This window comes from Burkholderia sp. BKH01, assembly GCF_025685725.1.
Taxonomy (GTDB): domain Bacteria; phylum Pseudomonadota; class Gammaproteobacteria; order Burkholderiales; family Burkholderiaceae; genus Burkholderia; species Burkholderia pyrrocinia_C.
In genome coordinates this window covers 38,908-61,005 of sequence record NZ_JAOTQT010000036.1, presented here as the reverse complement: position 1 = coordinate 61,005, position 22,098 = coordinate 38,908, and the positions used below count along the sequence as shown (strand labels likewise).

Genomic DNA, 22,098 nt, shown 5'->3' with positions numbered 1-22,098 from the left:
CAGACGAGATCTAGTACGGTCTCGTGGGCTCGGAGATGTGTATAGGGGACGGGCCCAGCGCGCGGCCGCGGCCGGCGCGCCGGCGCGCCGCGCGAGGTCGCCGATGCGGCGCGCGAAGCCTTCCGCGAGCGCGATGCCGAAATCGGCGGGCTCGGGCAGCCGCGCGACGAGGCCGCCGGTAAATTCGAGCGTGTCGTCGGACGCATTCATGCGCGGCCCCCTTCCATCATCCGGTCGAGTGCGTCGACGAGCGCGCGTTCGGGCCGCCGCGCATGCACGCCGGCAGGCTCGCCGCCGCTGCGCCAGTCGGGCCGCACGCCGCGCACGAACAGGTACAGGTAGCCCGCGATATGCGTGTCGTAGTCGTAATCGGGCAGCCGCCCGCGCAGGTAGCGATGCAGCGCGACCGTATAGAGCAGCGCCTGCAGGTGATACGCGTGATCGGCCATCGCGACGTCGAGCGCGCGCGGGCCGTAGGCGTCCGGCGTCGTGCCGAGATGGTTCGACTTCCAGTCGACGATCCAGAAGCGGCCGTCGTGTTCGACGATCATGTCGATGAAACCCTTGATGAATCCGGCGAGCATGCCCGCCTCCAGTGCAACGTCCGGGTAGCCGTGCGCGACCAGCAGCCGGCGCAGCGCCGTCAGGTCGAGCGACGGCGCCGGGAACAGGAACCCCATTTCGTCGAGCCGCTTCGCGGGATCGAGATCGGCAAGCCGCATGCCCGGCACGAGTTCGGTGCGCACGACATCGTCGACGAGCCGCGCCATCATCGCCGGCAGGCGCGTCGCGAGTTCGGGCTCGGCCTCGACCGGCCGGTCGTGCAGCGCGCCGAGCGCGGCCTTGTGCCACGATTCGGGCTCCGTGAACCGGCTGAGTTCGAACAGCCGGTGCAGGCACTCGCCCGCCGCCGCGCCGCGCGGAAACACGAGGATGTCGTCGTCAGGCGGTTCGGGCGCAACCGTATCGGCCAGGATGAACTCGCCGTCCGGCGCCACCTCGGCAAGCGCATCGTGGTCGGGCCGCAGTTCGTCGTCGGGCACGGCCGCGACGCCGGCCTCCTCGCGTGCCATCGACGCAGTCAGCGAACTGAAGCTCGCCATCCGCCACGCGTCGCGCAGCACGCGCGTCGCATGGCGCGCCGCGAGCGTCTGCGATGCGTCGTGCCCGGCCGCGAGACGCTCGCGGCGCACGGGCGCCGGCAGCGGCGCGACGCTCACGGGGCCGCCCGCGAGCGCAAGCCACGCGGCTTCGAGCGCGGCTTCGTCGGGCGGCTCGTCGAGCCACGCATCGAACGACTGGCCGGCGCCGGCGACGAGCCAGTTGAGCACGCTGCGCCGCGCTTCGCGCGTCGAGCGCGACGACAGATACGGCCCGGCGACGACATAGCAGCGATAGACCGCGCGCGTGAGCGCCACGTAGACGAGCCGCGCGCGTTCCGCGGCCTGCTCGCGCATCGCCTGCCGTGCCGCGTGCGCGGCCGCTTCGTCGTCGCATCCGTAATGCAGCACGGCGTCGCCCGCGTCGTCGTGATACTCGCGCGCATCGGGCAGCGCGGACGAAGGCGGCTCGCGCAACCCGCCGTCGTTCAGGAACGGACAGAACACGATCGCGTATTCAAGGCCTTTCGACTTGTGCACGGTCACGATCTGCACGAGGTTGCGATCGGATTCGAGACGCAACTGCGCCTCCTCGCCGCCGCCGTCGAGCCGTTGCGCGGCGAGCCAGCGCAGCGTCGGCGCGATGCCCGGCTGCGCGGAGGCACGCGCTTGCGTCAGCTCGGCCAGATGGTTGATGTCGGTCACGCGGCGTTCGCCGTCCGCGCCGGCCATCAGCCGCTCGGCGATCCGCAGCTCGCGCGTGAACGTGCGCCACATCACCGCGAAACCGCGTTCGCGCCACAACAGCCGATACCGCGAGAAACGTTCGACCCAGCTCATCGCGTCGGCACTGTCGACCGCGGACGCTTCGTGCGACGCATCGCCGTCGCCCTGCTCCATCCGCCACAGCGCACCGGCATCGAGGCCGAACCAGTCGGCCGCGAGCGCCGCGCGCAGACGCCGCAGGTCGCCCGGCGCGTCGATCGCCGCCAGCACGCGTTCGAGTTGCTCGGCGTCGCCGGTCGAGAACACCGATGCCTGCGCCAGTTCGACGCTGCCGATGCCCCATGTGGCAAGCACGCGTTTCACGAGACTGCCCTGCCGGTGCGTCTGCACGAGCACCGCAATGTTGCCCGGCGACAGCGGCGTGTCGCCCAGCCGCGCGTGCCCTTCGCGCGCACCGCGCATCAGCCGCGCGATCTCGGCCGCGCAGGCCTGGGCGGCCTGCGCCTGCGCGTCGCGCTTGAGCAGCGTGCCTTCGCCGCCCGGCAGCGCCCACACCCGGAAATCGCCGGCCGGGCCCGGATCGGTTTCGTCGACGAACGGCGCACGCACGCGCGTGCCGGCACGCACCGCGTAATAGTCGAGCCCGTCGAGCACGAACGCGCGCGGATTCGACATGAAGAAGCGGTTGCACGCATCGACGATCGCGGGCGTCGAGCGTTGGTTGACCGCCAGCGTGTAGCACGCGCTCGCGCTCGCGCGCGCCGCAAGATAGGTATGCAGATCGGCCGCGCGGAAGCTGTAGATCGCCTGCTTCGGATCGCCGACGAGGAAGAGCGGCCCGCCCGGCGCGAAGATCCGGTTGAAGATCGCGAACTGCAGCGGGTCGGTATCCTGGAACTCGTCGATCAGCGCGGCCGGATAGCGCGCACGCAGCGTGTCGGCGAGCCACGGATGCGCATGCAGCGCGTGATACAGGTTCGCGAGCAGATCGTCGAACGACACGACCCGCCGCGTACGCTTGCGCTCGGCCAGCTCGCCGGGCGCCATGTCGAGCCATTCGGCGATCAGCGCGAGCCAGCGCGCACGCTGCGCGGCTTCGGCTGCGGCCACGGCGGCTTCGAGCGCGTCCGCCACGTCGAAGAACGCGTGTTCGGGCGTCGCGCCGCCCTTTTTCGTCGCTTTCACAAGCGCGCTGCGCGTGAGCTTCAGCGCGGCCTTCGGCAGCGCGGCCGTCGCGTCGCCCTGCGCGAAATGCGCGGCCCAAGCGGCGAGCGCATCGGCAACCGCGTCGGGCTTGTGCGAGCGCTGGTTGAGCGCGGGCTGCGCGGTGCGCAGCAACGTATCGATCGCGTCGCGCTCGGCCGCCCACATCCGCGCCGCCTCCGCGAAGCATTCGGCCGCGGCGGCCTCGGCCGATTCGTCCGGCTCGGTCACCCCGTCCCAGCGCAGCGCGGCGAGCGGCTTCTTCAGCCGGCGCGCGAGTTGCGCATCGAGCGCGGCCGGGCCGGCGCCCGATTCGACGAGCCAGGTCGCGAAGCCCGGCCAGCGTGCGGCCGCCGGTTCGACGCGCGTGCGCCAGAAGTCCGCCGCGAGTTCGAAGCGCAGCGATGCGTCGTCGGCCTCCATGTCGAACGCGAACGGCATCGCGGCCGCGAACGGCGCTTCCTGCAACGCGCGCTGGCAGAACGCGTGGATCGTATGGATCGCGGCCTGGTCGAACGCGCGCAGCGCGCGCCGGATCCGCTTCGCGGCCGTCTCGGGATCGAGCGCGCCGTCTTCGCCGAGCGTGGTTTCGAGCAGGCGCGCGATGAACGGATCGCCGCCGTCGTCGCCCGTATCAAGCACGTGCGCGAGCTGCGCGAGCCGGCCGCGAATCCGCTCGTGCAGCTCGGCCGTTGCCGCCTTCGTGAAGGTCACGACGAGGATTTCGTCCGCGCCGAGATCCTTTTCGAGCAGCAAGCGCACATACAGCGCGCAGATGTTCCAGGTCTTGCCGGTGCCGGCCGATGCCTCGATCTGGTTGACGCCGTCGAGCGGGCACGCGAACACGTCGAGTTCGAGCGCCGGCTGCGGCTGCGACACGGCGCTCATGCGACCTCCTTCAGATGTTCGACGAGCGGCTCGAACACGAGCCGCGCGAGCGTGCCGAATGGTTCGTCGAGCGATGCATGCGCGCCGCGCCATGCGATCGCGATGGCCGGGTCGTCGGCTTCGCTCACGACGCGCTCGTTGATCCAGACGCTCGCGGCCTTGGCTTCGCCGTCGGACACCCTCGCCCACGCACTGCGCGGGAAAAAACGCAGCGGCATGCGCCGCCCTGCGCGAAACAGCGCGGCAAGCGGCGCGAGCCGCTCGAGCGGCGCCGCGATCGGCGTGAGTTCGAACGCGCCGCCGCTGCCGAACCACAGCGTACGGCGCGGGCCGCCCGGCTCGACCGCGCAGTAGACGAGATGCGCAAGCCACGCGGACAGGTAGTCGCGCGCACTCGGCCGCGCATAGCGGTAGATGATCTGCCCGGCCGGCGTGAGCCGGTTCAGCGTGCCGTGCAGTTCGAGCGGCGCGCTCACCGCATCGCCCGACAGCATCGCGTCGTCGGCGCCGAACAGCGCCTGTTCCGTGTCGGGCCACGCAGGCGCGATGACGAGCGAAAACGGCCGCCGTTCGATGCCGTCGGCCAGCGCGCGGCGCACGTTCGACGCAAGCTGCGTCATCGAGCCGAGCGCCTGGTCGCGCCACACTGCGCCCGTCGCGCCGCCCGGCAGTTCGGGACTCGCATCGGCGATGCGCAGCGCATGATCGTGCGCGGCCCCATCATCCGATTCGATGAGGAGCGGCAGCACGCGTTCGGCGAGCGCGTCGCTGCCGGTGAAGTCGAGCGTGAACGGCTCCCGGTCGAGCAGTTCGGCCTGCGCGTCGGCGAGCACGATGCCGAGCCGTGCGCGCAGCAGCGCACGCGCGGGATGCCGCCAGAACCGTTCGAATTCGCTGAACGCGACGGGTTCGACCGGTTCGGCCGGCAGCGGCTGCGCGAAGAACGGCGGTTCGCGCTGGTCGTCGCGCGACGCATCGGCGGCCAGCAGCGACGCGAGCGCCGCACGCTCGGCGTCATAGGAAACGAGCCCGCTGTCGGGCTGGAAATACGCGGCCGCGAACGGTTGCAGCGGATGCTCGACGATGAACGCGCGCCGCGCGGCATCGACCGCGTCCGGCGCGGCGTCGGGCCCGGCCGTGACGATCGCGAGATGGTCGAGCAGTTCGTCGACGAGTGCCGCCGGCGGCAACGGCGCGTTGTCGCGGATGCTGCGGCCCGTGTACGCGATCAGCAACCGGTCGCGTGCGGCGAGCAGCAGATCGAGAAACAGGTTGCGCTCGTCGTCGCGGCGCTGCCGGTCGCCGAGCTTCGGCAACACGGCCATCAGGTCGAATTCGTCCGCACGTGCGAGGCTCGGCAGCACGCCGTCGTCCATCCCGAGCAGGCAGACGACGCGGTACGGCAGGCCGCGCAGGCTCGTCAGCGACGAGAACGTGACGCCGCCCCACGGCACCCCGCCGCGCGCCGGATCGTCGAGTGCCGCGGCAAGCCCCGCGCGGACGACGGCCGCCGGCAGCGCTTCGTCGGGCGCGCCCTCCGTCATCGCGGCCAGCATCGCGTCGAGCGCGTCGCGCACGCCCGCGAGCGCGTCCGCATACGCGGCGCCCGAATCGAAGAAACGCGCGAGCGTGTCGGCGAACAGTTCGCTCCAGCCACGCGGCGTGTGCGATTCGGCAAGCCGCCGCGCAAAGCCATCGAGATCGTCGGTAAAGCGCGCGAGCCGGCCGAGCAGCTCGGCCTCGCTGCCCGTGGCCGCCTCGATCGGCAGCCACGCGCCGACCGGCGCCGCGCCTTCGGGCATCGCATAACCGAGAAAGAGCCGCGCGAGTGCATCGGAGAACGTATGGCGCGGCGCAGGCACGGCCGCGTCGTCACTCGCGAGCGGCGATAGCCCGCGCCGCGCGCCGGCGGCCGCGAGCCAGGTCTGCACCGTCTCGAGCGCGGCCGCATCGATGCCGTAGCGCGCAGCCACCGCGTCGACGCGCAGCCACTCGACCAGCTCCGGCGCGCCGACCTGCCGCTCCGGCAACGCGAGCCAGTCGAGCAGCACGCGCGCGACCGGGTTCGCCTGCGACGGCGGCAGGCCGGTGATCCGGTAAGGCACGCGCGCGCCGCCGGCGCCGGCCGTGCCGAACACGGCATCGATCAGCGGCCCGGCCGCCGCGAGGTCGGCCACCGCGACGAGCACGTCGGACGGCTGCAGGCTCGCGTCCGCGTCGAACCACGCGAGCAGCCGGTCGTGCAGCACCTCGAGCTGGCGCGCGAGGCTGTGGCACACATGCACCTCGATCCCGCGCTCGGCCGGCGCATCTCCGGCTTCGGCCTCCGGCTGCAGTTCGAGGATCGCGTTCTGCACGCGTGCGAGCCACGTCGGCGCGGGATTCTCGACGAAACGCGACGCATCGCCCGACGCGGCGCTTTCAGTCAGCTCATGCAGCATGTGCAGTTGCGCCTGCGTCTGCCGGCCCCACTCGGCGAGCAGCGGATGGCCGACTTCCTGGTAGTCGAGCCGGCCGGCCGCATCGAGCGCCTCGGCATGCGCGGCGGTCACGATGTCGAACCAGAATTCGCGGCACGGGTTCAGCGCGTAGACGCGCACGTCGATCCAGCGCGACAGCTCGCGCAGCAGCGCGACGTGCAGCGGCGGCATCGTCGGTAGTGCGAACACGCTGACCGATTCCGGCCAGTCGACGCGCGCGACCGCATCGGCATCGAGATGGCGCGCTTCGACCAGGAAGCGGTGCGCGGGCGGCGTGCCGCTGTCGCTCAGTTCCGCGAGCAGCGCGCGCCACAGCGCGGCCTGCCAGCGCTCGTCGTCGCGCGCGGCGTCGCTGATCCCGCGCGGCGCGGCGTCGCCCGCGAGCACCGACTCGCCGGCCTGCCACGCGGCCAGCCATTCGGGGCGATAGGTCAGGTAATGATCGAGCACGGCCGCGACGCGATGCGCGAGCTCGTAGCGCATCGCATCGTCGGAGGCGGACAGATACGCGGCAAGCCGCGGCGACGCGAGCCACGGCGCGCTGTCGGCCGCTTGCGCGAACAGCCGGTAGCAGCGCCACACGAGACGGTCGGGCGCGAACGGCGAACGCTTGGGCACCTCCATCACGCGGCCGATCTGCTCCCACAGCCATTGCGCGAGATAGGTGAACTCGACGTTCGCGCACACGCCGTTGCGCGCGGCGATGTCGAGCTCGAGACGGCGGCGCAGCGCCGCGCTCGGCACGATGACCTGCTGCGGCGCCCACGGGCCGTTGCGGGCCGGAAACGCGGCCAGATCCTCGAGCAGCGCATCGGCCAGCGTTTCGTGACGATTCGAATAGAAGAGATGGAGCATGAGGCGGGCGTCGGAACCTCGCGCCGGCCGAGCCGGGCGAACAGGGTCCCCAAGGATAGCAAATGGGCCGCCGCCGCGAACCTCGGCCGGAAAGCCAGGTTTTACGGACCGCGAAATACGATAGACTCGTCGCCAGTCAAATACGCCGCCCCCGGGCCTCTTCGTCTGCCATTCAGCCCATCGATGCGCTATTCGGTCGAAATCAGAAAGTTTTTCTACAGCCAGTACTTTTTCGGCGGCCTGCGGATCGCGGTCGGCGTCTCGCTGCCGGCCGTGCTGTGCCTGATCGTGTTTCACAACCGGGAGCTCGGCTTCACGATCTCGACGGGCGCGCTCGGCGCATGCGTCGTCGACATGCCGGGCCCGCTCAAGTACAAGCACAACGAAATGCTCGCGTGCAGCGTGATCGGCTTCCTCGCCGCGCTCGCCACCGGCCTGGCGACACCGAACATCTTCGCGCTGTGGCTCACGATCGTGCCGCTCACGTTCGTGCTGTCGCTGATCGTCGTCTACGGCAACCGCTGGCCGCAGATCAGCTTCGCGACGCTGTTCATGATGGTGATGACGCTCGAGGAGAAATTCACGCCGCTGCAGGCGTTCGTCAACGCCGGCTGGATTCTCGCGGGCGGCCTCTGGTATACGTACTGGGCCACGCTCGTGTCGCGATGGCAGGCGCGCCGGATCGAGCAGCAGGCGCTGGCCGAGAGCCTGTTCGCGTGCGCCGACTACCTGCTCGCGCGCGCGCAGTTCTACGATCTCGATGCCGATCTCGACGAGTGCTACCGCAATCTCGTCGCCCGGCAGATCACCGCGGTCGAAACGCAGGAAACCGCGCGCGACATCGTGCTGCGCAACCTGCCGAAGCTGCGGCGCGGCAAGCTCGATCCCGGCCGCACGACGATGTACAACCTGTTCATCAACAGCGTCGACCTGCACGAGCTGTTCGTCGGCGCGCACACCGACTACCCGCTCGTGCGCAACACGTTCGGCGGCTCCGATCTGATCATTTTCTACCGCGACCTGATCGGCAAGGCGGCCGCCGATCTCGAGGAGATCGGCCTCGCGGTGCTCGAGAACCGCGCGCCGCATTCGCGGATCAGCGTGAAGGCCGAACTGCGCGCGATCGAGTACGAGATCGAGCTGATGCGCAAGAAGAACTTCGCGGCCACCAACGCGGAAGCGTATGCGGCCGTGCTCGCGACGTTCCGGCGCATCTGGAGCGCGACGCGCCTGATCGAACGGATGCGCCGCAACCTGTCGGGCCACGCCGATCCGCAGCAAACCGAACTGAAGATCGACAAGGCACTCACGCGCTTCCTGCAGCGCCGCCGGATGTCGCCGCTGCTGATCTTCTCGAACCTGAACATGAGCTCGCCGAGCTTGCGCCACGCGCTGCGCGTGACGATCGCGGTGGCGGTCGGCTTCTGGCTCGGCCGGCTGCTGCCGCTCACGAACGCGTACTGGATCGTGATGACGACCATCATCATCCTGAAGCCCGGCTATTCGCTGACCAAGCAGCGCAACGCGCAGCGTATCGTCGGCACGCTGATCGGCTGCGCGGCGAGCATCGCGCTGATCTACACGGTGAAGGAGCCGCACCTGCTGATCGCGATCATGTTCGGGTCGATGGTGATGAGCTACAGCCTGCTGCTGTTCAACTACGCGGCGAGCGTCGTATTCACGTCGTCGTACGTGCTGCTGATGTTCCACCTGCTCGCGCCGGGCAGCATGCGGATCATCGGCGAGCGCGCGATCGACACCGTGGTCGGCTGCATGATCGCGATCGCCGCGAGCCGGCTGTTCCCGTACTGGGAATACCGGCTGATGGGCAAGCAGGTCGCCGACATGCTCACGGCGACCCGCAAGTATTTCGAGGCCGTGTGGCGCGTCGGGCGCGGTGCGTCGTCGCCGCCCGTGCCCACCGCCGACGGCGCGGCCGTGGTGCCGGTCATCGCCGCCGCGGTCGAGACGCCGGCCACGAGCCTCGACGACGACTACCGCTACCGCCTCGCACGCAAGGACGTGCATATCGCATTCGCGAACCTCGGGCAGGCGTTCCAGCGGATGATGATCGAGCCGAAGGCGCACCAGCGCTTCGTGCCCGAGCTGAACGACCTGCTCGTGCAGACGCACGTGCTCGGCGCGCAGATCACGGCCGCCGCGCCGCTGATCCGCAACGCATGCTCGGTCGACGGCGACCTCGTCCACGACGACGCGCTGCAGCGCGGCCTCGCGGCCGTGCTCGACAATCTCGAGAAGGCCGAGGCCGGCGAGCCGCCGCCTGCCCATCAGCTCGAAGCGTCGAAACAGATCACGCGCGATCTCGACGCGATGGTCGTGTCGGCGGAAAAATCCGACGCGGTCGGCGCCGAGCTCACGCACGACCTGAAGGTGCTTGCGCACCAGTGCAAGCAGATGCTTGCGTCGTCGCTGCTGATCCGCAAGGACGCGAGCGTGATCCGCCTGCCTGCCTGACCCTGCCCGACCGTTCCCGCCGGTGGCCGGCCCGTGCACGACGCGGCCCGGCCGCGGCGTTCCCCGATTCAACAAACCCCCGAAGCATGACCCGCCCGCTCCACGCGGCCCGCGCATCCGTCGCGCGACCGCCCCACGCGCTATTCCGCTCGTCGCACCAGTCAGGGAATACCCGATTCCGGTCACCCGGCCCGACTTGTTATCATTCGTTCACATTCAAGTTGTATATACAACTTAAGCCAATCGGACCGGTCCCGCTCGCCCGGTCCGTCGCATAACGATATCGGAGACTCGATGAAAAACTTGCAGCGCCACCTGAGCGCGCGGCACATCCGCTTTCTCGCGCTGGGCTCGGCGATCGGCACGGGCCTGTTCTACGGTTCGGCGTCCGCGATCCAGCTCGCGGGCCCGGCCGTGATCCTGGCGTACATCCTCGGCGGCGCGGCCGTCTACATGGTGATGCGCGCGCTCGGCGAGATGGCCGTGCGCGAACCCGTCGCCGGCTCGTTCGGCCACTACGCGACCGAGAACCTCGGCCCGTTCGCGGGATTCGTCACGGGCTGGACCTACACGCTCGAGATGGTGATCGTCGCGATCGCCGACATCACCGCGTTCGGCATCTACATGGGCTTCTGGTTTCCGGATGTCCCGCAATGGATCTGGGTGCTCGGGGTCGTCGCGATCATTTGCGGGCTGAACCTGTGCCATGTGAAGGTGTTCGGCGAGCTCGAGTTCTGGCTGTCGATCATCAAGGTCGGCGCGATCGTCGCGATGATCGGCGGCGGCGTCGCGATCCTGCTGACCGGCATGCACTTTGGCCATTCGGCCGACGTGCCGACGTTCGCGAACCTGTGGAACCACGGCGGCTTCTTGCCGAACGGCATAGGCGGGCTGATCGCGTCGCTGTCGGTCGTGATCTTCGCGTACGGCGGAATCGAGGTGATCGGGATGAGCGCCGGCGAGGCGAAGGATCCGGAACGCGTGATTCCGCGCGCGATCAACGCGGTGCCCGCGCGCATCCTGCTGTTCTATGTACTGACGATGGTCGTGCTGATGTCGATCAGCCCGTGGACGGGCGTCGGCAACGGCGGCAGCCCGTTCGTGCAGATCTTCTCGGCGCTCGGCGTGAAGTCGGCCGCGACGATCCTCAACCTGGTCGTGATCAGCGCGGCGATCTCGGCGATCAACAGCGATATCTTCGGCGCGGGCCGGATGATGTTCGGGATGGCGCGGCAGGGCCAGGCGCCGCGCGTGCTGATGACGACGTCGCGGCACGGCGTGCCGTGGGTCACGGTGCTCGTGATGGCCGGCGCGTTGCTGATCGGCGTGCTGCTCAACTTCCTGATGCCGAAGGACGTGTTCCTGATGGTCGCGGCGATCGCGACGTTCGCAACGGTGTGGGTGTGGCTGATGATCCTGCTGTCGCAGGTCGCGATGCGCCGCCGGCTGTCGAACGCCGAAGTCGCGGCGCTGAAGTTCAAGGTGCCGCTGTGGCCGGTGGCGCCGGCACTGACGATCGCGTTCATGGGTTTCGTGATCGTGATGCTCGGCTGGTTCGAGGATACGCGCGTCGCACTGTATGTCGGCGCGGCGTGGCTCGCGCTGCTCGCGGCCCTGTTCTACGTACGAATCCGCCCGAAGTTCGCACCTGCGTCACGTTGACGCACGGCTGACCAATCTACGCGGCGCGCCGGTTTCGGCGCCCGCTTCTTTCCCTTGCTCCGCGCGGCACCTGCCGAGCCGGAAGCCGCGGGCCTCCCCCTTCAGCATTGCACGGACGTACGCGGCCCGACCGGGCCGCTTACCGGCACGTCAGTGCGATGCCGTGCTCGCGGCCTCGGCCGGATGGGCCTCGTCGTACGCGCGCTTCTGCGAAATCGCGTTGTACAGGATCGTCCCGATCACGAGCAGCACGGCCACGACGATCAGGATGCTCACGTTGCGGACAGGGTTCTTCTTGCGCTGATCGTTCATGGTCGGGGCAATTCCGTCAAATTCGTCGAAGCGGGCATTCTACGCGCTTGCGCCACCGCCGCGACGTCTCGTTTCCGATCCGCCTCCCCGCTCGCCGCAAGCTTTCATTTGATAATCGTTCCCATTTCGATCTAGAATCCGGAGTCTTTCATTCCGTAATGTTCCGGATCGCTCGGGCGGCAGGCGCGCCCCGGAACGCTCCCTCGTCCACCTGCCCCACCGGAGTCTTCATGTCGAATCCGCGCACCCGCCTGCTGCCGCTTGCCGGCGCCCTCGCCCTTGCCGCGGCCGCATTCGCGCCGCTGGCCCATGCGGCCGAGGAAGTGAGCCTGTACACCACCCGCGAGCCGAAGCTAATCCAGCCGCTCATCGACGCGTTCACGAAACAGAGCGGCGTCAAGGTCAACACGGTGTTCGTGAAGGACGGCCTGCTCGAGCGCGTGAAGGCCGAAGGCGCGCAGTCGCCGGCCGACGTGCTGATGACGGTCGACGTCGGCAACCTGCTCGATCTCGTCGACGGCGGGCTCACGCAGCCGGTGCGCTCGAAGGCGCTCGACGATGCGATTCCCGCGAACCTGCGCGGCGCGAACGGCGACTGGTACGCACTGTCGCTGCGCGACCGCGTGCTGTACGTCGAAAAGGACCTGAAGGTCGATGCGTTCCGCTACGAGGATCTCGCCGATCCGAAATGGAAGGGCAAGGTCTGCATCCGCTCGGGCCAGCATCCGTACAACACGGCGCTCGTCGCCGCGATGATCGCGCACGACGGCGAAGCCGCAACCGAGAAATGGCTGCGCGGCGTGAAGGCGAACCTCGCGCGCAAGGCGACGGGCGGCGACCGCGATGTCGCGCGCGACATCCTCGGCGGCATCTGCGACGTCGGTCTTGCGAACGCGTACTACGTCGGTCACATGAAGAATGCCGAGCCGGGCACCGACGCGCGCAAGTGGGGCGACGCGATCAAGGTCGTGCGGCCGACGTTCGCGAACGCGAAGAGCGGTGGCACGCACGTGAACATCAGCGGCGCGACGGTCGCGAAGCACGCGCCGCACAAGGCCAACGCGGTGAAGCTGCTCGAATACCTCGTGTCGCCGGAAGCACAGGCGCTGTATGCGCAGGCGAACTACGAATACCCGGTGCGCGCGAACGTGAAACTCGATCCGGTGATCGCGAGCTTCGGCACGCTGAAGGTCGATTCGCTGCCGCTGGCGGACATCGCGAAGCATCGCAAGCAGGCGAGCCAGCTCGTCGACAAGGTCGGCTTTGACAACTGACGCATCGCCCGCCGGCGCGCGCCGCCAGCCGTACCGGCCGCGCCTGCGGCCGCGCGCGGGCAGCTTGTGGCTGCTCGCGGCGCTGGCGATCGCCGCGGCGGTCGCGGCACCGCTCGCGGTGCTCGTGGCCGCCGCGTTCGACGCCGACCTCGCGCACTGGCAGCATCTCGCCGAATTCGTGCTGCCGCAGGCGCTGGTCAACACGCTGCTGCTGCTCGCGGGCGTCGGCGCGATCGTGTCGATCGTCGGCACGGGCTGCGCATGGCTCGTCACCGCATACGACTTTCCCGGCCGCCGGATGCTGACGTGGGCGCTGCTGCTGCCGCTCGCGGTCCCCACCTACATCGTCGCGTTCGCGTATCTCGACCTGCTGCACCCGATCGGCCCCGTCCAGGGCGCGATCCGCGGGCTGCTCGGCTTCGACAGCCCGCGCCAGTTCCGCCTGCCCGACCTGCGCTCGCTGCCCGGCGCGATCTTCGTGCTCGGCTTCGTGCTGTATCCGTATGTGTACCTGAGCACGCGCGCGATGTTCGTCACGCAGTCCGCGAGCCTGCTCGAAGCCGCGCGCACGCTCGGCGCGGGACGCGTCGCGACATTCTGGCGCGTCGTCGTGCCGCTCGCGCGGCCGGCGATCGCGGTCGGCGTCAGCCTCGCGCTGCTCGAAACGCTGAACGACATCGGCGCGTCGGAATTCCTCGGCGTGCAGACGCTGACCGTGTCCGTCTACACGACGTGGATCACGCGTTCCGATCTCGCCGGCGCCGCGCAGATCGCGCTCGCGATGCTCGCGATCGTCGTCGGCATGATCGTGCTCGAACGCTACGGACGCCGCCGCCAGCGCTACGCGCATGGCCGGCGCATGCGGCCGATCGCGCCGCGCCGCCTGACGGGCGCGGCCGCGTTGGGCGCCGCCGTGCTCGGCTGGCTGCCCGTGCTGCTCGGCTTCGGCGCGCCGGCCGCGTACCTCGCGGTCGAGACCGGCAAGCGGCTGCATCTCGTCGGCGGCGTGTCCGCGCAGTTGATGACGGGGCTCGCGAACACGCTGACGATCGCCACCGCCGCGACCGCCGCGACGCTCGCTTGCGGGCTCGTCGTCGCATGGGCCGCGCGCGCGCAACGCGACAGCGCCCGCGCCGGCCCTGCCCGCGTGTGCGCGCGGATCGCGAGCCTCGGCTACGCGGTGCCGGGCACCGTGCTCGCTATCGGCCTGCTGATCCCGTTCGCGGCGGCCGACCGGCTGATCGGCGCGATGCTCGGCCGCGACGGACTGATGCTGATGGGCTCGGCAGCCGCACTCGTGATCGCGTACACAGTGCGCTTTCTCGCGATTCCGGCCGGCAGCATCGAGGCCGGCCTCGCGCGCATTCCGCCGTCGCTCGAACAGGCATCGCGCTCGCTCGGCGAGACGGCCGGCGGCACGCTGCGCCGCGTGCACCTGCCGCTGCTGCGGCCCGCGCTCACGACGAGCGCGCTGCTGGTGTTCGTCGACGCGATGAAGGAACTGCCGGCGACGCTGCTGCTGCGTCCGCTGAATTTCGACACGCTCGCGACCTGGCTGTATGCGGAAGCCGCGCGCGGCACCTATGAGGAAGGCGCGGTCGCCGCGCTCGCGATCGTGCTGGCCGGGCTCGTGCCCGTGATCCTGCTCGCCCGCACCCGCCACAAGATCGGAGCCTGATACCGTGAACCTGCTCGAACTCGACGACCTCCGTCTCGCCTACGACACGCCGCAAGGCCGCCGCACGGTGGTCGACGGGCTGAGCCTCGCGCTGCCGCGCGGCGATATCGGCTGCCTGCTCGGCGCGTCGGGCTGCGGAAAAACCACCGTGCTGCGCGCGATCGCCGGCTTCGAACCCGTGCGCATGGGGCGCATCGTGCTGGACGGCATGCCCGTCGCGGCGCCATCGCTCGACGTGCCGCCCGAGCGGCGGCGCATCGGCATGATGTTCCAGGACTATGCGCTGTTCCCGCACCTGAGCGCGGCCGACAACGTCGCGTTCGGCCTGCGGCGCATGCCGAAGGCTGAACGCCGTGCACGCGTCGCGGATATGCTCGAACTCGTCGGCCTCGCCGAATCCGGCGGCGCCTATCCGCACGAACTGTCGGGCGGCCAGCAGCAGCGCATCGCGCTCGCTCGCGCGCTGGCGCCGTCACCGGAGCTGCTGCTGCTCGACGAGCCGTTCTCGAATCTCGATGTCGATACGCGCGAGCGGCTCGCGTTCGAGCTGCGCGACATCCTGAAGCGCACGGGCCATACCGCGATCCTCGTCACGCACAACCAGGCCGAAGCGTTTGCGATCGCCGACCGGATCGGCGTGATGAAGGACGGCCGACTCGCGCAATGGGACACGCCGTACGCGCTGCATCACCATCCGGCCAGCCCGTTCGTCGCGGATTTCGTGCGCCGCGACGCGCTGGCCGACGAACGTGCGCGCGCGCTGGCGCGCGGCCGCTGAACCCGCGCCGGCCGCGCGATCCGCAACGGTGCCGCGTCTGTACTGCGTCAAGCCGGCTCGGCATGATCGCGTACGGGCAGCGCGGTCGAATACTTGATCTGCTCCATCGCGAACGACGAGCTGACGTCGAACAGCGGCACCGCGCGAATCAGCTGCTTGTAGACGCGGTCGTAATCGTCGATGCCGGCGACGACGACGCGCAGCAGGTAATCGGTCTCGCCGCTCATCCGGTAGACCTCGACCACTTCCGGCATGTCGCGCACGGCCTGCGTGAAACGCTGCGCCCATTCCTCGGTGTGCTGGTTCGTGCGAATCGCAACGAACACGGTCGTGCCGACCCCGAGCTTGCGCGGATCGCACAGCGCGACCTGCGCGCGAATCGCGCCGGTTTCCTTCAGCCGCTGCACGCGCTTCCAGCACGGCGTCTGCGACAGGTTCACGCGCTGCGCCAGTTCCGCGATCGGCAGCGTGGCATCCGCCTGCAACAGCTCCAGCAGCTTGCGATCGATGGCGTCCATTTCTCCAGTCCCTCGTAGATAGAAATTTATTCTATGCATCCTGCACAACGGGGAACAATATGGAAACCACCTGTCCGCGTCGACCGGTATAAATACCGATCCGGTACGCGTGAATCCGCCGCGCACACGATCGCGCCGGCACGCCTTCCTCCACGCGAAAAAGGCGACTCCACCCATCAAGGTGGAATCGCCTCATGTGCCGCCCGCTGCGGCTCACGCGCCGCGCCCGGGCCAGGCCGGCGCTCACGCGGCACCGGCCACTGCGCCGCTCAATACGCGACCGTCGCGATCTCGCGCACGAAGCTGCCTTGCTCGAGCGCATCGACGAACGCGACCGCGTAGTCTTCCGCCGAGATCTTGCTGTTGCCCTGCGCGTCCGCGATCAGCTTGCCGACGCCGGTGCGGAACGTGCCCGTCCGCTCGCCCGGTGCGATCAGCGCGGCCGGCGCGAAGAACGTCCAGTCGAGATCGCCGACCGTCTTCAGGTAGTCGAACGCATCGCGGTGCGCCAGCGCGACCGCCTTGTACGCTTCCGGGAAGCCTTCGCTGTCGACGAGCTGCTTGCCGGGCGCGACTTCGAGCGAACCGGCGCCGCCCACCACCACGAGCCGCTTCAGGCCCGCCTGACGCGTGCCGGCGACCAGCGCCTTCGCGACCGCGACGACCTTCGCCGCATCGTCCTGCTTCGGGCCGTACGCGCTCGCGACGACGTCATGACCCGGCAGCGCGGCCGCAATGCTGGCCGCGTCGAACAAATCGGCCGCTTTCGCGGTGATGCCGTCGCCGGCCGAGCCGGGATTGCGCGACAGCGCGGTCACGCGATGGCCGCGCCGTGCGGCTTCCGCTGCGATGCGCGAGCCGATCATGCCGGTTGCGCCGAACAGCGCGATATTCAAGGTACGTTGCGTCATATCGATTCTCCACAATGAAAAATATGTAACATCATTGATTACATATAAGACCGAAAAAAAAACGGGGCGAATCCCCCGTTGCGCCGATCGCCGCGCCTGCGCGCCGCCCGGCCTCCTGCCCTGCCCGCCCGCCGCTCACCGGCCGGCGCGCCCTGCGTGTTGCTTGCGCCGCTCCGAATCCAGCACGTCGGCCGTTACGTCGGCCAGCGTGCGCGTGGCGAGCGATGCCTCCATCGCGCGCTGCGCGTCGCCGATGTAGTCGATCAACACGCCCTGAATGTGCCGTCCGACGAGACACGCGGGATTCGGCGCCTCGCGGTGCAGCGCGAACAGTTGCGCATCGTCGACCGCGCGATACACGTCGAGCAGCGTGATCTCCCCGGGCTCGCGCGCCAGCAGCGCACCGCCGCCCGCGCCGAGCTGCGACGTGGTCAGCCCCGCGGCCGCCAGCATCGACAGCAACCGGCGGATCAGCGCCGGATTCGTGTTCACGCTGCCCGCGATGATGTCGGACGACAGCGGCGCGCCTTCCTGCATCGACAGCAAGGCGAGCACGTGGACGGCAAACGCGAACCGGCTGCTGGTATTCATTCCTCACTCACTCGGCGACGCCGGCCCGGACCGCGGCCGGCGACAATATGTAACCATAATAATTACATTTGGTGAATCGCGCAAGCCCGCGTCATTCTCCGCTCGCGGGCTTGACGCCCGACGCGCTCTGCTGGCTCCACTGCTGGAGCTTCTTGCCGGCTTCCGCGATCTTCGCTCCGGCTTCGGAAGCCGCATGCGCGACGACCGCGGACGCCGCCGCGTCGATCTGCGCCTGCGCGGCGGACGCGATGCCGCTCGCGGACAACGGCGGCACGGCCGACGCCGCGGACGCGATGCCGGCCTTCGCTGCGTTGATCTGCTGGTTGACGGTGCTCGCGACCTGGTCGAGCGCCTTGGCCGCGTTGTTCGCGGCATCGGCAGCCGCGCTCGCGGCCGTATCGGGTTGGGCGACCGGCGTGCCGGACTTCTCGCAGCCCGCGAGCAACAGCAGCGCACCGGCGGCCACGGCCGCCAGCGCGAACCCGGGCACGCGACGCGCACGCGATGTCTTCATGTTCATCAGCAATCTCCGGCCGTGCGTCGCACGGCCTCGTGGTTGGACCGATGTCGATGATACCGCCTGTGGAACCGGCCAAATGACGACCCGCGATTGAAACTGCCTTTCAATTTCGGATTCGTCTGATTCAATCGCCGGCGCGACGCCACTAAAGTAGGCACGCCTCAATCCGTTTCGTACGTGTCCCTTTTTTCTCATGGCTTTCCTCATCGACTGGTTCATCGCGCTGGCCGCACTGCTCGCCACCATCCTGTTTCTGTGTCTGCGCCCGCCGTCGGCACGCCGCCTGGCCGCAGCCGGACGCCCGCGCCGCGTCGCGTCCGCGCGCCTGCTCACGCAGGCCGCGATCGGCTTCTGGACGGCCGCGCTGATCGTCGCGCAAGGCATCCTAGGCCCCGACGGCGACGGCCAGTCGCTCGCGGGCTTCGCGGCGCTCGCGTTCGCCGCGCTCGGGCTGACGACCATCGCCGCATACTGGTCGGCGTGCGCGCTGCGGCTGCGCCGGCCGCGCGAACTGTTCGCGCGCCACTGACGCGCCAGATCGGTGCGTAACGACATCTGCCGGCGCACCACACCGTACCGGCCCGCCCATCACGCGCACCAGTTCCGCACGCACCGCACCACGCACGTGCACGAAATGCGACCCCGGCTCGCGCCCAGCGTGCGCCGATACCGGGCACGATTCACCGGAATGCCGCGTCGCATGGTGCCAGAGCACCAATTCCACGCGACCGTTCACCAAGTTGGCTCGATACTTGCGTTCCTTGCCCGTTTTTTGCGCAAGGAAGCCACGGCATGGTTGGTCTGAAATCCGGCGTCGACACACTGTTCCTGTTGATCGGCGCCGTCATGGTGCTCGCGATGCACGCGGGCTTCGCATTTCTCGAACTCGGCACGGTCCGCAAGAAGAACCAGGTCAACGCGCTCGTGAAGATCCTGGTCGACTTCTCGGTGTCGACGCTCGCGTATTTCTTCATCGGCTACACGATCGCGTACGGCGTCGAGTTCTTCGACGACATCGGCACGCTGTCGCAGCACAACGGTTACGCGCTCGTGCGCTTCTTCTTCCTGCTGACCTTCGCTGCGGCCATCCCCGCGATCGTGTCCGGCGGCATCGCCGAGCGCGCGAAATTCAACCCGCAGCTCGTCGCGACGCTGATCATCGTCGGCTTCATCTATCCATTCTTCGAAGGGATCGCGTGGAACGAACGCTACGGCGTGCAGGCCTGGCTCACGCACGCGTTCGGTGCGCCGTTCCACGATTTCGCGGGCTCGGTCGTCGTGCATGCGTTCGGCGGCTGGGTCGCGCTGCCGGCCGTGCTGCTGCTCGGCGCGCGCCACGGTCGTTATGCGAAGGACGGCCGGATCGCCGCGCACCCGCCGTCGAACATCCCGTTCCTCGCGCTCGGCGCGTGGGTGCTCGCGGTCGGCTGGTTCGGCTTCAACGTGATGAGCGCGCAGACGCTCGACAAGATCAGCGGCCTCGTCGCCGTGAACTCCCTGATGGCGATGATCGGCGGCACGCTCGCCGCGTGGATGGCGGGCCGCAACGACCCGGGCTTCACGTACAACGGGCCGCTCGCAGGCCTCGTCGCGGTGTGCGCGGGCTCCGACGTGATGCACCCGATCGGCGCGCTCGTCACGGGCGCGGCGGCCGGCGCGCTGTTCGTCGCGATGTTCACCTGCGTGCAGAACAAATGGCGCATCGACGACGTGCTCGGCGTGTGGCCGCTGCACGGGATGTGCGGCGCGCTCGGCGGGCTCGCGGCCGGCGTGTTCGGCCTGCCCGCGCTCGGCGGTCTCGGCGGCGTGTCGTTCCTGTCGCAACTCGCCGGCACGCTCGGCGGCATCGCGATCGCAACCGCCGGCGGCGCGCTCGTCTACGGCGCGCTGAAGGCGACCGTCGGGCTGCGCCTCGACCGCGAAGCCGAATTCGACGGCGCGGACCTGTCGATCCACCGGATCTCGGCAACGCCCGAACGCGACTGAGCGCCTGACGAACGCCCGACGCAATATTACGTTTTCAATTCAAAAAACTTTCATCGAGCGTCCTTACACTTCCGTCCAGTTTTCACTTTGCCTTCGCGAAGCTTGCCGATCGCCTGCTTGCGCTTCGCGAAGGCCATTCTTCCAACAACTGAAACTGGACTCCACATGCCCGCGTTGCCCAATGCTGCCCGTCGTCAGGCCCTGAAGATCCTCGCCGGCGCGCCGATGCTTCCCCTTTCCGGCCTCGCGCTGCCGGCCCTGCTGACGGGTTGCGGCGGCGACGACAATCCGACGTCGACGCCGGCCCCGGTCGCCGCCGCCTATACGTCGGCGACGTTCTCGGCGATGGCCGCACCCACGCTCGACAACGCGGCCGCGATGGCCACGACGACGGTCGGCTCGACGCTGTCGGTGTCGTTCTCGGACGGCTCGTCGCGCAACTTCAAGCTCGCATACCGGCCGTTCTTCGTGACGGGCGACATGGTGCCGGACGGCAAGGGCGGCACGACGCTCGCGGGCGGCTACTACGACATCAACAACCAGCCGATCATCGATCGCTCGGTAGCCGGCAAGGAGCGCCAGTTCTATTCCGACTGCCCGGACGGCAGCTCGCTGCTCACGCTGAAGAACGCGAACGTGCCCGGGGTGAAGGGCAACACGGTGTTCGCGGTCGTGCAGTTCGAATACACGACGCGCGACCAGGCCAGCGCATCGCAGTACGGCCAGTTGCCGTCGCCGATCGCGGTGCTCACGCTCGACCAGGATCCGGCCACCGGCGCGCTGAAGGTCGTCAAGTACCACAACGTCGACACGTCGAAGGCGCACGGCCTGTGGATCACCTGCGGCGCGAGCCTGTCGCCGTGGGGCACGCACCTGTCGAGCGAGGAGTACGAGCCGGACGCGACGAAGGCCGCGACCGACGCGCAGTTCAAGGCGTTCAGCAGGAACACGTTCGGCGACGAGACGAAGGCGAACCCCTACCACTACGGCCACCTGCCCGAGATCACCGTGAACGCGGACGGCACGGGCACCGTGAAGAAGCACTACTGCCTCGGCCGCATCTCGCACGAGCTGATCCAGGTGATGCCGGACCAGCGCACGGTGATGATGGGCGACGACGCAACCAACGGCGGCCTGTTCATGTTCGTCGCCGACAAGGCGGCCGACCTGTCGGCCGGCACGCTGTACGTCGCGAAATGGACGCAGACGTCGTCCGCCGGCGCGGGCACGGCGACGCTCACGTGGATCAAGGTCGGCCACGCGACGAGCAGCGAGATCGAAGCGCTCGCGAACACGCTGAAAGCGTCGGACATCATGGACCTGACGACCACCGACCCGAACGATGCGAGCTACACGAAGATCCATTTCGGCGGCAAGTTCAACTGGATGCGCGTGAAGCCGGGCATGGAAAAGGCGGCCGCGTTCCTCGAGACGCACCGCTACGCGGCGCTGCTCGGCGGCAGCATGGCGTTCACGAAGCTCGAAGGCACGACGGTCGACGCGAAGGACAAGATCGTCTACACGGCGATGTCGCGGATCGAGACGTCGATGGTCAAGGGCAACGCGGTGTCGCGCGACGTCGCGGTCGACAAGAAGATCGCCGCGGGCGCCGTCTACGCGCTGAACCTGAAGGGCAGCCAGCGCGACACGACGGGCGGCGCGATCGACAGCGAATGGGTGCCGGTCGACATGAGCGCGCCGGCCGCGCTGGTCGGCGAGGATCTCGCCGCGGCCGACGGGCTCGGCAACCTCGCAAACCCGGACAGGATCGCGAACCCGGACAACCTGAAGTTCTCCGAGAAGCTGCGCACGCTCTTCATCGGCGAAGATTCGGGCATGCACGTGAACAACTTCCTGTGGGCCTACAACGTCGACACGAAAGCGCTCGTGCGCGTGCTGTCGTGCCCGGCCGGCGCCGAATCGACGGGCCTGCACGCGGTCGACGAGATCAACGGCTGGACCTACATCATGAGCAACTTCCAGCACGCGGGCGACTGGGAATCGCCGCTGCACGACAAGGTCAAGCCGACGCTCGACCCGCTCGTGCGCGCGAACTTCAAGGACCGCTTCGGCGCCAGCGTCGGCTACCTGACGGCCGAGCAGACCAGCATCAAGCTCGCGAAGGCCTGACCGCTTCGTGC

Annotated in this window: 16 protein-coding genes; 8 read left to right on the top strand and 8 right to left on the bottom strand. The window is 69.0% G+C overall.

Features of this window, described 5'->3' with window-relative positions; translation table 11 throughout:
* From OEJ37_RS32515 to recC, 3 genes are all read right to left on the bottom strand, one after another.
* The coding region (locus OEJ37_RS32515; RefSeq protein ID WP_263349107.1) for a hypothetical protein at positions 1-210 on the bottom strand (210 nt) is incomplete at its 3' end.
* The gene (recB, locus tag OEJ37_RS32510; RefSeq protein WP_263349104.1) at positions 207-3,917 is read right to left on the bottom strand and encodes an exodeoxyribonuclease V subunit beta; all 3,711 of its coding nucleotides are present in this window, start codon (positions 3,915-3,917) and stop codon (positions 207-209) included. The genes OEJ37_RS32515 and recB, both read right to left, overlap by 4 nt.
* Positions 3,914-7,252, bottom strand: a complete 3,339-nt coding sequence (gene recC / locus OEJ37_RS32505; RefSeq protein WP_263349101.1) for an exodeoxyribonuclease V subunit gamma — start codon at positions 7,250-7,252, stop codon at positions 3,914-3,916. The genes recB and recC overlap by 4 nt, the downstream gene beginning before the upstream one ends.
* A gap of 183 nt (positions 7,253-7,435) precedes the next feature.
* Here recC and OEJ37_RS32500 point away from each other — a divergent pair, with 183 nt between their 5' ends.
* Both OEJ37_RS32500 and OEJ37_RS32495 read left to right on the top strand, forming a co-directional pair.
* On the top strand, positions 7,436-9,727 hold the full coding sequence (locus tag OEJ37_RS32500) for an FUSC family protein (protein ID WP_174421299.1): 2,292 nt from the start codon (positions 7,436-7,438) through the stop codon (positions 9,725-9,727).
* A 294-nt stretch (positions 9,728-10,021) separates the two neighbouring features.
* The gene (locus OEJ37_RS32495; protein WP_263349098.1) at positions 10,022-11,389 is read left to right on the top strand and encodes an amino acid permease; all 1,368 of its coding nucleotides are present in this window, start codon (positions 10,022-10,024) and stop codon (positions 11,387-11,389) included.
* A 150-nt stretch (positions 11,390-11,539) separates the two neighbouring features.
* On the opposite strand, the gene OEJ37_RS32490 is transcribed toward OEJ37_RS32495, so the two are convergent.
* Positions 11,540-11,701: a hypothetical protein gene (locus OEJ37_RS32490; protein ID WP_152855287.1), complete on the bottom strand. Its 162-nt coding sequence runs from the start codon at positions 11,699-11,701 to the stop codon at positions 11,540-11,542.
* A 230-nt stretch (positions 11,702-11,931) separates the two neighbouring features.
* On the opposite strand from OEJ37_RS32490, the gene OEJ37_RS32485 reads away from it, so the two are divergent.
* The 3 genes from OEJ37_RS32485 to OEJ37_RS32475 are packed head-to-tail and all read left to right on the top strand — an operon-like array spanning position 11,932 to position 15,431.
* Positions 11,932-12,975 carry a Fe(3+) ABC transporter substrate-binding protein gene (locus OEJ37_RS32485; protein WP_263349093.1) on the top strand — a complete coding sequence of 348 codons (1,044 nt, stop codon included), beginning with the start codon at positions 11,932-11,934 and terminating at the stop codon, positions 12,973-12,975.
* On the top strand, positions 12,965-14,653 hold the full coding sequence (locus OEJ37_RS32480) for an ABC transporter permease (protein WP_263349090.1): 1,689 nt from the start codon (positions 12,965-12,967) through the stop codon (positions 14,651-14,653). The genes OEJ37_RS32485 and OEJ37_RS32480 overlap by 11 nt, the downstream gene beginning before the upstream one ends.
* Before the next feature lie 4 nt (positions 14,654-14,657).
* The gene (locus OEJ37_RS32475) at positions 14,658-15,431 is read left to right on the top strand and encodes an ABC transporter ATP-binding protein (RefSeq protein WP_175918862.1); all 774 of its coding nucleotides are present in this window, start codon (positions 14,658-14,660) and stop codon (positions 15,429-15,431) included.
* A 47-nt stretch (positions 15,432-15,478) separates the two neighbouring features.
* Here the strand turns inward: OEJ37_RS32475 and OEJ37_RS32470 are convergent, their stop codons facing one another.
* The 4 genes from OEJ37_RS32470 to OEJ37_RS32455 all read right to left on the bottom strand — a co-directional run bounded on the left by OEJ37_RS32470 (position 15,479) and on the right by OEJ37_RS32455 (position 17,971).
* Positions 15,479-15,949, bottom strand: coding sequence for an Lrp/AsnC family transcriptional regulator (locus OEJ37_RS32470; RefSeq protein ID WP_034183166.1), 471 nt, complete (start codon positions 15,947-15,949; stop codon positions 15,479-15,481).
* 269 nt (positions 15,950-16,218) lie between these two features.
* Positions 16,219-16,860: an NAD(P)-dependent oxidoreductase gene (locus tag OEJ37_RS32465; protein WP_258282149.1), complete on the bottom strand. Its 642-nt coding sequence runs from the start codon at positions 16,858-16,860 to the stop codon at positions 16,219-16,221.
* A gap of 135 nt (positions 16,861-16,995) precedes the next feature.
* Positions 16,996-17,451 carry an Rrf2 family transcriptional regulator gene (locus OEJ37_RS32460; RefSeq protein ID WP_175918864.1) on the bottom strand — a complete coding sequence of 152 codons (456 nt, stop codon included), beginning with the start codon at positions 17,449-17,451 and terminating at the stop codon, positions 16,996-16,998.
* Positions 17,452-17,542: 91 nt separating this feature from the next.
* On the bottom strand, positions 17,543-17,971 hold the full coding sequence (locus OEJ37_RS32455) for a hypothetical protein (protein ID WP_174421307.1): 429 nt from the start codon (positions 17,969-17,971) through the stop codon (positions 17,543-17,545).
* 193 nt (positions 17,972-18,164) lie between these two features.
* Between OEJ37_RS32455 and OEJ37_RS32450 the strand changes: the two genes are divergently transcribed.
* The 3 genes from OEJ37_RS32450 (at position 18,165) to OEJ37_RS32440 (ending at position 22,087) form a co-directional block, all read left to right on the top strand.
* Positions 18,165-18,500, top strand: coding sequence for a hypothetical protein (locus OEJ37_RS32450; RefSeq protein ID WP_175918865.1), 336 nt, complete (start codon positions 18,165-18,167; stop codon positions 18,498-18,500).
* A gap of 263 nt (positions 18,501-18,763) precedes the next feature.
* Positions 18,764-19,957 (top strand): ammonium transporter, encoded by a 1,194-nt coding sequence (locus tag OEJ37_RS32445; protein WP_263349084.1) that lies wholly within the window; start codon positions 18,764-18,766, stop codon positions 19,955-19,957.
* Between the two features lie 165 nt (positions 19,958-20,122).
* Positions 20,123-22,087 carry a PhoX family protein gene (locus OEJ37_RS32440; RefSeq protein ID WP_263349082.1) on the top strand — a complete coding sequence of 655 codons (1,965 nt, stop codon included), beginning with the start codon at positions 20,123-20,125 and terminating at the stop codon, positions 22,085-22,087.
* Positions 22,088-22,098 lie beyond the last annotated feature (11 nt).